This is a genomic window from uncultured Nisaea sp. (genome assembly GCF_963974195.1).
In the GTDB taxonomy this organism is placed as follows: domain Bacteria; phylum Pseudomonadota; class Alphaproteobacteria; order Thalassobaculales; family Thalassobaculaceae; genus Nisaea.
The window spans coordinates 62,694-76,035 of sequence record NZ_CAXBDC010000009.1; the positions used below are offsets into that span (position 1 = coordinate 62,694).

At 61.1% G+C, this 13,342-nt stretch carries 13 protein-coding genes and 1 pseudogene; 9 read left to right on the forward strand and 5 right to left on the reverse strand.

Going from position 1 to position 13,342, the window contains the following annotated elements; translation table 11 throughout:
* Positions 1-2: 2 nt before the first annotated feature.
* The gene (lptG, locus tag AAC126_RS03860) at positions 3-1,097 is read right to left on the reverse strand and encodes an LPS export ABC transporter permease LptG (RefSeq protein ID WP_339850262.1); all 1,095 of its coding nucleotides are present in this window, start codon (positions 1,095-1,097) and stop codon (positions 3-5) included.
* Positions 1,094-2,218, reverse strand: a complete 1,125-nt coding sequence (gene lptF, locus AAC126_RS03865) for an LPS export ABC transporter permease LptF (RefSeq protein ID WP_339850263.1) — start codon at positions 2,216-2,218, stop codon at positions 1,094-1,096. Before lptF ends, lptG begins: the two co-directional genes overlap by 4 nt.
* A 239-nt stretch (positions 2,219-2,457) precedes the next feature.
* Here lptF and AAC126_RS03870 point away from each other — a divergent pair, with 239 nt between their 5' ends.
* From AAC126_RS03870 to ndk, 4 genes are all read left to right on the forward strand, one after another.
* Positions 2,458-3,945 carry a leucyl aminopeptidase gene (locus tag AAC126_RS03870; protein WP_339850265.1) on the forward strand — a complete coding sequence of 496 codons (1,488 nt, stop codon included), beginning with the start codon at positions 2,458-2,460 and terminating at the stop codon, positions 3,943-3,945.
* Between the two features lie 20 nt (positions 3,946-3,965).
* Positions 3,966-4,415, forward strand: coding sequence for a DNA polymerase III subunit chi (locus tag AAC126_RS03875; protein ID WP_339850266.1), 450 nt, complete (start codon positions 3,966-3,968; stop codon positions 4,413-4,415).
* Between the two features lie 40 nt (positions 4,416-4,455).
* Positions 4,456-5,673 (forward strand): MalY/PatB family protein, encoded by a 1,218-nt coding sequence (locus tag AAC126_RS03880; protein ID WP_339850268.1) that lies wholly within the window; start codon positions 4,456-4,458, stop codon positions 5,671-5,673.
* 169 nt (positions 5,674-5,842) lie between these two features.
* A complete protein-coding gene (gene ndk, locus AAC126_RS03885) occupies positions 5,843-6,265 on the forward strand; it encodes a nucleoside-diphosphate kinase (protein WP_339850270.1) in 423 nt (140 codons plus the stop codon).
* Positions 6,266-6,373: 108 nt separating this feature from the next.
* Here the strand turns inward: ndk and AAC126_RS03890 are convergent, their stop codons facing one another.
* The 3 genes from AAC126_RS03890 to purM form a co-directional block, all read right to left on the reverse strand.
* A complete protein-coding gene (locus AAC126_RS03890; RefSeq protein ID WP_339850272.1) occupies positions 6,374-6,511 on the reverse strand; it encodes an aa3-type cytochrome c oxidase subunit IV in 138 nt (45 codons plus the stop codon).
* A gap of 96 nt (positions 6,512-6,607) precedes the next feature.
* Positions 6,608-7,276: a phosphoribosylglycinamide formyltransferase gene (gene purN / locus AAC126_RS03895; RefSeq protein ID WP_339850274.1), complete on the reverse strand. Its 669-nt coding sequence runs from the start codon at positions 7,274-7,276 to the stop codon at positions 6,608-6,610.
* Positions 7,273-8,355, reverse strand: a complete 1,083-nt coding sequence (purM, locus tag AAC126_RS03900; protein WP_339850285.1) for a phosphoribosylformylglycinamidine cyclo-ligase — start codon at positions 8,353-8,355, stop codon at positions 7,273-7,275. The genes purN and purM overlap by 4 nt, the downstream gene beginning before the upstream one ends.
* A gap of 155 nt (positions 8,356-8,510) precedes the next feature.
* Here purM and AAC126_RS03905 point away from each other — a divergent pair, with 155 nt between their 5' ends.
* The 5 genes and pseudogenes from AAC126_RS03905 to AAC126_RS03925 form a co-directional block, all read left to right on the forward strand.
* A complete protein-coding gene (locus AAC126_RS03905) occupies positions 8,511-9,785 on the forward strand; it encodes a DUF2066 domain-containing protein (RefSeq protein WP_339850277.1) in 1,275 nt (424 codons plus the stop codon).
* Between the two features lie 51 nt (positions 9,786-9,836).
* The gene (locus AAC126_RS03910) at positions 9,837-10,925 is read left to right on the forward strand and encodes an AI-2E family transporter (RefSeq protein WP_339850278.1); all 1,089 of its coding nucleotides are present in this window, start codon (positions 9,837-9,839) and stop codon (positions 10,923-10,925) included.
* 21 nt (positions 10,926-10,946) lie between these two features.
* Positions 10,947-11,663, forward strand: a complete 717-nt coding sequence (locus AAC126_RS03915; RefSeq protein ID WP_339850279.1) for a DnaA/Hda family protein — start codon at positions 10,947-10,949, stop codon at positions 11,661-11,663.
* Between the two features lie 45 nt (positions 11,664-11,708).
* Entirely contained in the window at positions 11,709-12,491 is a 783-nt protein-coding gene (locus tag AAC126_RS03920; RefSeq protein WP_339850280.1) for an SDR family oxidoreductase, read from the forward strand.
* Positions 12,492-12,669: 178 nt separating this feature from the next.
* Positions 12,670-13,342: pseudogene (locus AAC126_RS03925) on the forward strand (RNA degradosome polyphosphate kinase); the annotation flags it as partial.

A 13,342-nucleotide genomic window follows, 5' to 3' on the forward strand; every position in this document is an offset into this window, starting at 1 on the left:
GATCAACCATCCTCAAGATGAAGTAGACTGGCACAACCGAGCAGCGCGGTCACGGTTGCCGGTGTCCAGGCGGCAAGGACTTCCGGAATCCGGGCGGACAATCCCAGAGCGAAAACGAGATCGGAAGCGAAATAAAGAAAAAAGCCGGTAAACAGGCCCGCGCTGACCCAGACCATGGTGCCCCCGCGCCGGGTCAGGCGGAGAGAGAAGGTGGCCGCGATCAGCACCATTGCGCAGAGCAGCAGTGGCGAGGCGAGCAGGGCGTGCCAGTAGAGCCGGTGCCGGACCGCGGAAAAGCCGGCGCTCTCCAGAATGGAGATGAATTTAGGCAGCTCCCAGAAGGACATGGTCTCCGGCGGCGAGAAACTGTCCTGGATATTATCGAGCGTGAGCGCGGTTGGCAGGCGGTAAACCGAACGGGTTTCCGGGACGGCATTCTTGGTGGTCAGAATGACATTGTTCATCTGCCAGAAGCCGGATTGCAGTGTTGCTTCGGCGGCGTCGACCCTGGCGTCGAAATTGTCCTCTCCCAGGAAGAACAGCACGGTCAGGCCGGAGAGGCTGGCTCCGTCCGAGGCCACGCCGGTGGCATGCAGAACGAAATGGCCTGTGCTGGTCTGCTCCCGGAGCCACAGGCCGCCGTCTGTCAGTGACAGGAAGTTGCCCTTGTCCCGCAGGATCTTGTTTTCGAGAGCCTCGTACTTGGCGGTCATGACAGAGGCCACCGGATTGAACACGGTGATCTTGAAGACACCGATCAAGAACGCGATCATGAGAGCGGGCAGCAGAAACTGCCAGACGGAGACGCCGGCGGCACGGGCAACCACGAGCTCGTTCGAGCGTGTCATCCGGGTGAATGCCAGCATGGATCCGAACAGGGTCGCGAAGGGCAGGATGGTTTGCCCCATCTGGGGGGCTTTCAAGGCCGCCATTTGCAACATCAGGGTCAGGGTCGCGAGCTCCTTGTCCGAGCCGCGCCGCAATAACTCGATGGCATCAAGCAGATAGACGATCACCATGATGGCGAGGAAAGTGCCGAGCACCCAGAACAGGAACTGTTTGCCGAAATAGAGCGAGAGCGTGCCGGACCACTTCATGCCGGTGATTCCTCGACGGGACTTGCGGGCGCTTTCGGACGACGTAATTTCTGGCGGGACAGGATGATCAGGCTGATCAGGATCGGTGCGATTGCGCTGCCATACATCAGCGGCAGTAATCCGATCTCCTTGGCGGCGGCATATTTCGAGCCGAGAACGGCGGCCTGCACCAGCCCGACCAGCAGGATTGCAAGGATCAGGCGTTTGCTCTGGCCCCGGCGGGAGAATTCACCCTTGAGAATGATCACGAGCCCGATCAGCGGCAAGGCGATGCCGAGCAATGGCGTGACCAGGCGGCTGTGTCCCTCCGCCTTGTATTTGAGGAAATTTCGGGGCTGGGTAATCTGCTCCGTCGGGTTGAGTAACTCATCGACGAAAAGTTCGTTCTGGTCGCGTGCCGTACGCTGTACGGCATCGCCGATACCGCCGAGATCGACTGTGTAGCGTTCGAAATAGAGGATATTTATCCGGCCGGTTGTTGTGTTGCGCGCCTGCCGGTTGCCGTTGACCATCAGAACCTTGGGGGCGTTGCCATCAAGGATCAGCGCGCCGCGTTCGGCCAGCAGGGTGACGGACTCTTTCTCGTCCCTGTCGTCCTGAACGATAATCCCGGCCAGCTCTCCGTCCGGCTGGCGCGCGCGGATGAAGACCGTCACATCGTCCCCCATGGAGTTGAAGACCCCCTCGCGCAGCAGCACGTTTGTATAATTGTGCCGGATCTGGAATTGCAGCTCCTTGAAGCCACGGTAGGAGACCGGGATCAGATAGAGGCTGAGCAGATAGCCGAGCAGCGTGACGAGGATGGAAACGATTATTGCCGGGCGGGCAAGACCCATTGGTCCAAGGCCGGATGCGGTGAGAACCACCAGCTCGCGATCGCTTGCCATCCGGCTGTAGACGAACATCGTCGACGCGAAACAGGCAATCGGCAGCACCAGCGACAGCCAGGTCGGCATCAGCAGAATGGTGAAGTAGATGAATGTCGCGAGCGGTAGCCCTCGGTTCACGATCATGTCGATGAAACGCAGGGACTGGCTCAGCCAGATGACGCAGGTTAGCGAGACCACAACAATGATCATCGCGGCCAGTATCTGGCGAATGACGTAGCGGTCGATCCTCATGATCCCGTTTGGCTGGTCGTGCCTAGGCGGGTTCTTGCGCAACCCGCATCGAAGGGCGCATGATAGCGATGTTTCAAGTGTTTCCAATCACGAACTTAATCAGGATGTAAGCAGCACAGGTTCGTTACCCGCGCATGCAGGGCTACCCGGCGGCACGGCGCCGGTGGAAGCCATCTGGCCAGAACACCAGGCACGCATCGCCTGATCGGGGCGAACTCTTGCTCAGAGGGAGAATCGGAATGAAAGTTGGGTTTCAGAAACTGGCATTGCCGGCTAAGGGTGCGGTCGTCGTCGGTGTGATGGAGGGCAGTGTTCTGCTGCCGCTCGCGGCCGAACTGGACGAGCAACTCGGGGGTCTGCTGTCCCGGGCAATGAAGGCAAACAAGTTTACCGGCAAGCTGAACCAGACACTCTCCGTGTTCGGGGCGACGGGCACGGTTCTCCTCTACGGGCTCGGTGACGGCAGCAAGGTCGACGAGCTTTGGTCCGAGAATGCCGGTGGCTCCATCGTTGGTGCTCTGCTGGGGACGGGCGACAAGGAAGTGGCTGTGCTGTTCGAGCCGCATGCTGCCGATGGTGCCGTTGACGAAGGCGCGGCTGCACGGGCCGCCCGGCTGGCCTTCGGCGGACTGCTGCGCACCTACCGTTTCGACAAATACAAGACCAAGCAGAAGAAGGAAGACCTGCCGGTCCTGCAGAAGCTGACGGTCCTGACAGATGCCGCCACGGAAGCAAAGAAGGCCTTTGCCGGGCTGAGCGCCGTCGCGGACGGCGTGTTCATGGCCCGTGACCTCGTAAGCGAGCCGGCGAACGTGCTTTACCCGGTCTCCTACACCAAGCGGATCGAAGAGCTGTCCGAGCTCGGTGTGAAGATCGAGGTGCTGGATGAAAAGCAGATGGCGAAGCTCGGCATGGGGGCGCTGCTCGGTGTCGGCCAGGGCTCCGAGCGCGAGAGCCGGATCGTCATCATGCGCTGGGACGGCGGGCCGAAGAAGCAGCAGCCGATTGCCTTTGTCGGCAAGGGCGTCTGTTTCGATACCGGCGGTATTTCCCTGAAGCCGGCTGGCGGCATGGAAGACATGAAGTGGGACATGGGCGGTTCCGCCACCGTGGTCGGCCTGATGAAGGCGCTGGCCGGACGGAAGGCGAAAGCCAATGTGATCGGTGTTGTCGGCCTGGTCGAGAACATGCCGGACGGTAATGCGCAGCGTCCGGGTGACGTGGTCACCTCCATGTCCGGACAGACCATTGAAATCATTAACACCGATGCGGAAGGCCGTCTCGTTCTGGCCGATGCGCTCTGGTACACGCAGGATCGCTTCAAGCCACAGTTCATGCTCGATCTCGCCACTCTGACCGGCGCCATCATGGTTGCTCTCGGTCAGGTCAATTGCGGGTTCTTCGCGAACGATGACGAGCTGGCCGGCAAGCTAGAGGCCGCCTCGAAGACGGCCGGCGAGAAGATCTGGCGGATGCCGCTCGGCGAGGAATACAACAAGATGATGGACAGCGACATCGCCGACATGAAGAACGCGGGCGCGCGCTGGGGCGGCAGCATCACGGCCGCTTGCTTCCTAGAACGCTTCGTCAACGACTTGCCGTGGGTGCATATGGACATGGCTGGCATGGCCTGGTCCTCAAAGGAGTCTTCAACGGTGCCGAAAGGCGGAACCGGTTGGGGCGTACGACTTCTTAACGAGCTGGTGCAGGCGAATTACGAATCCTGACCGGCCCGGCGCTCCTTGTGATGACTGACATCAACTTCTACCATCTGACGGCGCGTCCCCTGGAATGGGCTCTGCCGAAGCTGCTTGAAAAGTCGCTTCAGGCGGAGGCCCGCGTCGTCGTGATGGCGTCAAGCGAGGAGCGCGTCGCCGACCTCAATGCCCATCTCTGGACTTTCGATCAGGATAGCTGGCTGCCGCATGGCAGTGAAAAGGACGGGAATGCGGAGCTGCAGCCGATCTGGCTGACAATCGCGGACGAGAATCCGAACCAGGCGCGCTTTCTGTTTCTGACGGACGGCGCTGTCTCGGGGCACGTCGGTGATTATGAACGCGTGTTCGAGCTGTTCGATGGCCGCAACGACGATGCGGTGAAAGCAGCGCGGGCCAGATGGAAGGACTACAAGACCGCCGGTCATACGCTTGCCTATTGGCGGCAGACCGAAAGTGGCGGTTGGGAGAAGGCCGGCTGAGTCCGGCCATGAATGACATAAACGAACCCTGGAGTAACAGGTGAAATACGATTTTGATCAGGAGATCCGGCGGACCGGGACGAATTCCGTCAAGTGGCAGATCTATTGGCGCGGCGACAAGCGAGAGCTGTGGGAAGGTACGGATCCGGATCTGGGTGCCGAGCGGACCCTGCCGATGTGGGTCGCCGACATGGACTTCCCGATCGCGGAGCCGATCCGTGACGCCATGCGTGCCCGCATCGACCATCCGATCTTCGGCTATGTCGTCCGTACGCCGGACTATAACGAGGCGATTACCGGCTGGATGGAGCGCCGTCACGGCTGGAAGGTCGAGCAGGATTGGATCGTCAACACGCCGGGGGTGGTGCCTGCGCTCAACCTGCTGGTCCGGGCCCTGACCGAGCCAGGCGACAAGGTGCTGATCCAGCGTCCGGTCTATTATCCCTTCACCTATGCCATCGAGAATAACGGCCGCGAAGTCGTCTCCAACTCGCTGGTGATGGAAAATGGCGTCTACCGGATGGATTTCGATGATCTCGAAGCCAAGACGGCCGACCCCAAGGTGAAGCTTTGCGTCTTCTGCAGCCCGCACAACCCGGTCGGCCGGGTCTGGACCGCCGAAGAGCTGAAGCGGTTTGGCGAGATCTGCAAGAAGAACGGTGTTGTCGTGATCGCCGACGAGATCCATGGCGATCTGATGCTGAACGGCTCCAAGTTCGTGCCGTTCGGGACGCTCGGCGCGGACATGATGGATAATGCGGTTGTCTGTACCGCCCCGTCGAAGACGTTCAATCTGGCCGGTCTGCACACGTCCAACATGATCGTCTCGAATGAGGCGTACCGGAAGGCTCTGAACAAGGAAATCGCCGCTTCCGGGATTGGCGGCATGAACAGCTTCGGCCTGGTCGCCACCATGGCGGCCTATAACGAAGGCGAGGAGTGGCTGGCCCAGGTGCTCGATTACCTGAGCGAAAACGCGAACTATCTCGAAAGCTTCGTGGCCGAGCGTATTCCGGAGATCAAGGTGGTGCATCCGGAAGGCACCTATCTGGTCTGGCTCGATTGCCGGGGGCTTGGCCTCGACAAGCTGGAGCTTGAAGCGCTGATGCATGAAGAGGCGAAAGTCCTGTTCGACGAGGGCTATGTCTTCGGCACTGAGGGCGAGGGTTTCGAGCGGATCAATATCGCTTGCCCGCGCTCTATCCTCACCGATGCGCTGGAGCGGATAGAGGCCGCGGTGGCGAAACGCCGCGCCTGAGCGGGCATTCGGGGCAATTATTCAGGGCGGGGCAGGTCATCGCGTGGCTTGCCCCGTTCCGTTCGCACCGCTATAAGGCGCGCGCCGGGCGCTTTTGCGCCCGCTTAGCTTTTTCAATCGAATTTCGCGGATGGCCCCGGCCGTCCCGCAGAACCAGAAGAGAGATACAATGGCCATTCAGCGCACTTTCTCCATCATCAAGCCGGACGCAACCGAGCGGAACCTGACCGGTGGCGTCAACAAAATGATCGAAGAAGCGGGCCTGCGCATTGTCGCGCAGAAGCGCATCCAGATGACGCAGGCTCAGGCCGAAACCTTCTACGCCGTGCACAACGAGCGCCCGTTCTTCGGTGAGCTGGTTGAGTTCATGATCTCCGCACCGGTTGTCGTGCAGGTTCTGGAAGGCGAAAACGCCATCGCGACCTATCGCGACGTGATGGGCGCCACCAACCCGGCTGAAGCCGCCGAAGGCACCATCCGGAAGGCCTATGCCAAGTCCATCGGCGAAAACACCGTGCACGGTTCCGACGCTCCGGAAACCGCCGCGATCGAGATCGCCCAGTTCTTCAGCGGCAACGAAATCGTCGGCTGAACAACGACTGCCGAATAGAAAAAGGGCCGGTCATCTGACCGGCCCTTTTTGATTCCGCCTTGCGGCTGGTGTGACTTGTCCCCCGGTCAGACCAGAAGGGAGAAGGGGTCAGACCAGGAAGATCGCCATCAGGATCAGCAGAACGACGACACCAATGGTCGACCATTTCAGCATGCTGGCGAACCACTCGTAATTGCTCTTGTATTCCGGATAATTGCTGTCCGTGGATCCGTTGCTCGCAGCCATATCGCCTCCGTAGGGATGTCGTGCCGGTCTGGACCCGGCTTATAACTCAAGTTGAACTGTATAATTCAGCCGGCGCGGGGCGCCAAGTCTCTATCGTCAATCCATTTGTTCCGGTGACGGGTTGAGCAGGGCTGCATCCGGCGGTATCGCACCATCCAGGAATACCCGCTCTCCCTCGATCCGTACCCGCCCTTCCGCCACCCATCTCAGGCAGGCGGGATAGATCCGGTGCTCCTGCACCAATATTCGCGCGGCCAGCGTGTCGCCTGTGTCGTCCTGATGGATCGGCACCACGGCCTGCTGGATGATCGGGCCGACATCCATTTCTGGCGTGACGAAATGCACCGTGCAGCCGGCGAACCGGGCACCGGCGTCGATTGCCCGCTGCTGCACGTTAAGCCCCTTGAAGGACGGCAGCAGAGAGGGGTGGATATTGATCATCCGCCCGCGCCAGTGCTCGACGAACGCGGTCGTCAGAAGCCGCATGAAGCCGGCAAGGCAGATGAATTCCACACCCGCTTCATCGAGCGCTTTCTGCATGTCCGCATCGAAGCTGGCCCGATCCGGATAATTCTTGTGATCGAAGACAACTGCCGGAATGCCCGCCGCCTTTGCCCGGTCCAGCGCGCGCACGTCCGGACGGTTCGATATCACGGTGACGATTTCGGCGGGATGGTCCGGGGCGGCGCAGGCATCGATCAGCGCCTGCAGATTGCTGCCGCTGCCCGAAACCAGAACGCCGACCCTGAGTTTTTCCCTGCTCACGCGGGCCAGGTCCCGAGCCCTTGCAGCGTGACGGACGGTGCGTCCTCCGCCCTGTCGGTCAGCTTGCCGATCCGGAACACGGTTTCGCCTGCCTCTTCAAGGATCTCGGTCACGGCATCCGCCCGGTCCGCCGAAACGGTCAGGGTCATGCCGATGCCGCAGTTGAAGGTTCGGGCCAGCTCTTCCGCCGGCACACCGCCGGTTTCGGCCAGCCACTTGAAGACCGGCGGGAGAGGCCAGCTCTCGACATCGATCTCGGCGGCCAGATGTTTGGCGAAGGAACGCGGCGGATTGTCCAGCAGACCGCCGCCCGTGATATGGGCAAGACCGGTAACGCCGCCGCTTGCAAGGGCCGCCAGACAGGATTTCACATAGATCCGGGTCGGCGTCAGCAGCGCGTCGCCGAGGCTCTGGCCTTTGGCGAAGGGAGCATCGTCACTCCAGCCAAGGCCGGAGCGGTCAACGATCCGGCGCACCAGCGAGAAGCCGTTCGAATGCACGCCCGAGGCGGCAAGACCGAGAATCACATCGCCGGCTTCGGCCTTCGGCTCCAGGATCAGGTTCTCGCGCTCGGCCGCACCAACGGCGAATCCGGCAAGATCGAAATCGCCGTCCGTATACATGCCCGGCATTTCCGCGGTCTCGCCACCGATCAGGGCGGCTCCGGACTGGCGGCAGCCTTCGGCGATCCCGGCAACAACCGTGCGGGCCGCTTCGACATCGAGCTTGCCGGTGGCGTAGTAATCGAGGAAGAACAGCGGCTCGGCGCCCTGCACGACCAGATCGTTCACGCACATGGCAACGAGGTCCGTGCCAACGCCGGAATAGTTTCCGGTATCGATCGCGAGGCGGAGCTTGGTGCCGACGCCATCGGTCGCGGCGACGAAAACCGGATCCTTGAAACCGGCGGCTTTCGGATCGAAGACACCACCAAAGCCGCCAATGGCGCCATCGGCGCCCGGCCTGACCGTGGACTTGGTCAGGGGCTTGATGAATTCGATCAGCTGGTCCGCCGCATCAATGTCAACGCCCGCTTCCTTGTAGGTAAGGGGGCGGTTGGGTCTATCGGGAGCTGATATGGTCTCCTCCTCAGCCTTCCGGTATAAGGGGCGGGCAGTGTCCGCAGTGCCATTGTGAGTGCCATTGTTCTGCCCGGTTCAGGGTGTATGACGCAGGGGCGTGGACCGCAAGCGTATTTGGCGGTCGGCAACAGAGTTCAGGGAAGATCGTACTGATGGGTAATGGAGCTGAAAGCCGCGCGAGGGACACGAAACGGACGTTCGTTGGGCCCGTCGTCTGCCGCCTTGGACTGTTTGCGATTCTGTTCCTGATGCTGGCATTTGCCGGCAATAGCGCCGTGGCCCAATCGGATTCGGATAAAATTTTCGAGGTGCGCGGTGTCCCGGTGGATGCTCAGGCGGCAACGGCGGCCCAGGCCCAGGCCCAGGCAATCGAGGCCGGGCGGCGTGCGGCATGGGACCGTCTGGTGGAACGTCTGGTGCCGATCGATCAGGCCCGAAAGCTGCCGCCGCTGTCGGACGATCTGTTGATCGGTCTGACCGTCGGCTATGAAGTCGCGCGCGAGCGGACCTCGGACGTGCGGTATCTCGGCTCGCTCAATTTTCGCTTCAACCCGACGGCGGTGCGCCAGCATTTCACCAGGGTCGGTATTAATTATGCCGAGGTCGTATCCCAGCCGGTGTTGATCCTGCCTGTCTATAATAACGGCAACAAGCCGCTGCTCTGGGAAGAAGAGAGCCCCTGGCTGTCGGCCTGGCTCGACCGGCCTTTTGGTGGAGGGCTCGTGCCGATCGCGGTGCCATACGGGGATCTTGCCGATATCCGCGATATCACGGCGGTTCAGGCCGTTCTGGCTGATCGCGAGGCCATCAAGACAATCGCTGCCCGGTATGGCGCGGAACAGGCCGTTGTCGTGAATGCCCGGCCGGTTGCGAGCGAATCGTCAGGACAGGCTATCGAGCTCAATCTTACTTATGTCGGCGGTGTCTCGGACGGCCGGTCTCTTGTGCGGACGGTTGTGCCGGACGCGAACAGTTCCGACGGGGATCTGCTTTCCGTTGCCGCAAGAACGGCGGCTTCCGAGATTCAGGAAGCCTGGAAAGCGGAAAACCTGATCAGCCCGGGGCTGGAAACGCGGGTCACCGTCATTGCCCCGATTACCTCATTCGAGAACTGGCTGGAAATCCGCAAGGGCTTGGATCAGGTCTCGTCCGTTTCGCGACGGGAACTGCTGCGGCTGACCCGGAACGAAGCCCTGATTGATGTCTGGATCAATGGTGACGCCGGCCAGTTGGCGCTGACCCTGAAACAAAAGGACTTCGTGCTGACGGAAACGCCGGACGGCTGGCTTCTGTACAAGGAAGGCACGGAGTTGCCGGAGCAATACCGCCCGGAATCACGTTCCATGCCCGGCGCGGCCCCGGCGCCGGTTCTGCAATCACCCTCTTCCAGCGCCGCACCGCTGGTGCTGCCGCCACTGGTGCAATGATGATGTATTTTGCCGGGCCTGTCGTGACCTGCACCAGAGGTGGGGGGCGCTATGACGCAGCGTGAACGCCTGACATTCTGGGTCGTATTCCTGATCGCGGTTATCGCCGCGCTCTTTGTGTTGAAGGGGGTGCTCGTCCCCTTCGTTGCAGGCATGGCGATCGCCTATTTCCTCGACCCTATGGTGGACCGTTGTGAGCGGGTCGGCATGTCCCGCACGGTGGGGACCAGTGTCGTGTTGCTGGGCTTTTTCTGCGCCGGCATCGGGGCGCTTTTGCTGCTGGTGCCATTGGTTCAGGCCCAGTCTGTCTTGCTCGCCAAATCGCTGCCCGGTTATCTGGAGAGGCTCCTGGCTTTTGCGGATCCTATCGTGGGGCTGGCCCGGACCTGGCTCGGCAACGGTGGCGCGGAAGAGCTTAATTTCTCGGCCATCGCGGCGAAGGCCGGTGAATGGCTTATTTCCGTGGCGGGCCAGCTTCTGAGCGGCGGCGCTGCCCTGGCCAATCTTCTGTCGCTTCTGGTGATCACCCCGATTGTCGCCTTCTATCTGCTGCGGGACTGGGACCGTATCGTGGAGACGGTGGACGGCTGGCTGCCGCGCGGGCAGGCGAAGACGATCAGGGAACAGGCCAGCATCATCGATGAAACACTGGCGTCCTTCGTGCGGGGGCAGGGGTCGGTCTGCCTCATCCTCGGTGTGTTCTATGCTGTGGGTCTGTCTCTCGCGGGGCTGGATTTCGGCGTCATCATCGGTCTGTTCTCCGGGCTGATCTCATTCGTGCCCTTTGTCGGGTCGATCTTCGGCGGACTGTTGAGCATCGGGCTTGCCGCCATGCAGTTCGACTCCCTGACCCCCATCGCCATCGTTGCCGCCGTGTTTGTCGCCGGGCAGGCTATCGAAGGAAATTTCCTGACGCCAAATCTGGTTGGCGAGGCGGTTGGGCTGCATCCGGTCTGGGTGATCTTCGCCTTGCTGGCGGGGGGGACATTGTTTGGTTTCCTTGGTGTGCTGATCGCTGTTCCGGTTGCCGCGGTTATCGGCGTGGTGATCCGTTTTGCCCTGTCCCGCTATCTCGCCAGTCCGCTCCATCTGCATGGCATTCCGCCGGTGGATGATGAGACGGATGACGGCGTGCGCTGAGATCGAACCGGCGGATATCTTATGAGTGAAGAGAACAAGGGATCGCGGCTGATCGGCGGCGGGGGCGGGCAACTTCCCTTGTCCCTGCAGCACAGGCCAGCCTTCGATCGCGGTGAATATCACGTCTCGGCCTGCAACGAGGCGGCAACGGCCTGGATTGATTCCTGGCCGTCCTGGCCGGACTCGACCTGGGGCCTCAATGTTCATGGCCCGGAAGCTTCCGGAAAAAGTCATCTGGCTGAGGTCTGGGCCCGGAAATCCGGGGCGGTCATGTTGCGCCCCGCTGATCTGGCGGTGGAGAAACTGCCGGAATTTCTGCGCCAGTCCCGCTATGCCGTTCTGGATAATGTCGACGAGACATTGCCGGGGGTTCCAGCCTTTCATCTCTACAACATGATCGTGGAGCAGCGGGGAGCGTTGCTGGTTCTGTCCAGGACGCCGGTCTCGCGCATGGAACTGCACCCGGCGGACGTCAAATCCCGTTTCGCGGCCCTGCCGGCCGTCGCGATAAGTGATCCCGATGACGCCCTGATTTCGGGAATCATGGACAAACTCTTTCGCGACCGGCAATTGTTCGTTGCTGAAGAGGTGCTGGCCTTTCTTGTCGGGCGTATGGAACGATCGTTTTCGGAAGCGCGGGCGCTGGTTGAGACCATTGACGCCATGTCGCTTGCAGAGGGACGCCGGATCACGCTACCGCTTGCACGCCGCGCACTGGATGTGCGGACAAAAGGATAGCGTCGGAACCACAAACGAAAAAATCAAACAAACGGAGCATTATCCATGGATCTGGGAATTAAAGGGAAGAAAGCTCTCGTCTGCGCGTCGAGCAAAGGGCTTGGCAAGGCATCGGCGATGGCCCTCGCACAAAACGGCGCGGATCTGACGATCTGCTCGCGGACACCGGAAGCAATCGAGGCAACGGCCGAGGAAATTCGGTCCGCGACCGGTGCGACCGTCCATGCCGTCGCATGCGACATCACCACCGACGAAGGCCGCGCGAAGGCGCTGGCGCCGTTCGACAGCAAGCTCGATATCCTGGTCAACAATGCGGGTGGCCCGCCGCCAGGCAATTTCCGGGACTGGACGCGTGACGACTGGATCAAGGCTGTCGACGCGAACATGCTGACCGCCATTGAGCTGATCAAGGCGACCATCGATGGCATGATCGAGCGCAAATGGGGCCGGATCGTCAATATCACCTCCGGTGCCGTGAAATCACCGATCGCGATTCTCGGCCTCTCCAACGGCGCCCGCGCCGGTCTGACCGGCTTCTGTGCGGGTATTGCCCGGGAAGTCGTGAAGGATGGCGTGACCATCAATGGTCTGCTGCCTGGCCCGTTCGACACGGACCGGCTGCGCGGCAACATGAAGCTGCACGCTGAAAAAGCAGGCGTCAATTTCGAGACCTATTACGCAGAGCAGGCCGCCGCCCATACGGCGGGCCGGTTCGGAACCCCGGATGAATTCGGTCAGACCTGCGCATTCCTGTGCAGCGACCATGCCGGGTTCATCAACGGCCAGAACCTGTTGATGGATGGCGGGGCCTTCCGCAGCACCATGTAGTTCGGTATGAGGCACTTTCGGGCAGAAACTGCCCGCGACTGTCATCGAACTGAAACGTGACACGATTAGGGTCCGGCCCGGGATATTCCATGTCCCGGGCCGACTTGTGTTATGACAGCAATGAAGCGCTGTTTATGCGCGAAGGCTCGCAAAATTGTCATGACGAGGAGACGGTTCCGTGAGCGAGAGTCAGCCGGAAAGCACTGCAAAGGTCGACATTTCATCGCCCGAGCGGTTTTTTAACAGGGAATTGTCCTGGCTCGGCTTCAACGCCCGGGTTCTGGAGGAAGCGAACAATACGGCGCACCCGCTGCTGGAGCGGCTGCGGTTCGTTTCCATTTCCGCCTCCAACCTTGATGAGTTTTACACTGTCCGCGTTGCCGGCCTGAAAGGCATGGTGAATGCTGGCGTAACCACGCCGAGCGCGGACGGCCTGTCCCCGACCAGTCAGCTCATTGCTATCGCGGAAAAGGCAGCGGAACTGATCACGGTACAGCAGCAGTATCTTTCGATGCTGCTTGGGGAGCTGCGGACCGCCGGGTTCCATCTCGTGACGGCAGCCGATCTCACCGCCGCGGACCGGAAATGGCTGGAAGGTCATTTCATCGACCAGATCTTCCCGCTGCTGACACCGCTCGCTATCGATCCGGCGCACCCGTTTCCGTTTCTGCCGAACGGTGGTGTCTGCCTCGCGATGCAGCTCACGGATGCTTCCAATGCCATCGACATGGAAGCACTGCTTCCGCTTCCGGCACAGGTGGGCCGTTTCGTCCGTCTGCCGGGCAAGGATATTCGCTTCATCGCCATCGAGCAGGTGATCATCGAGCATGTCGATCAGCTGTTCCCGAATT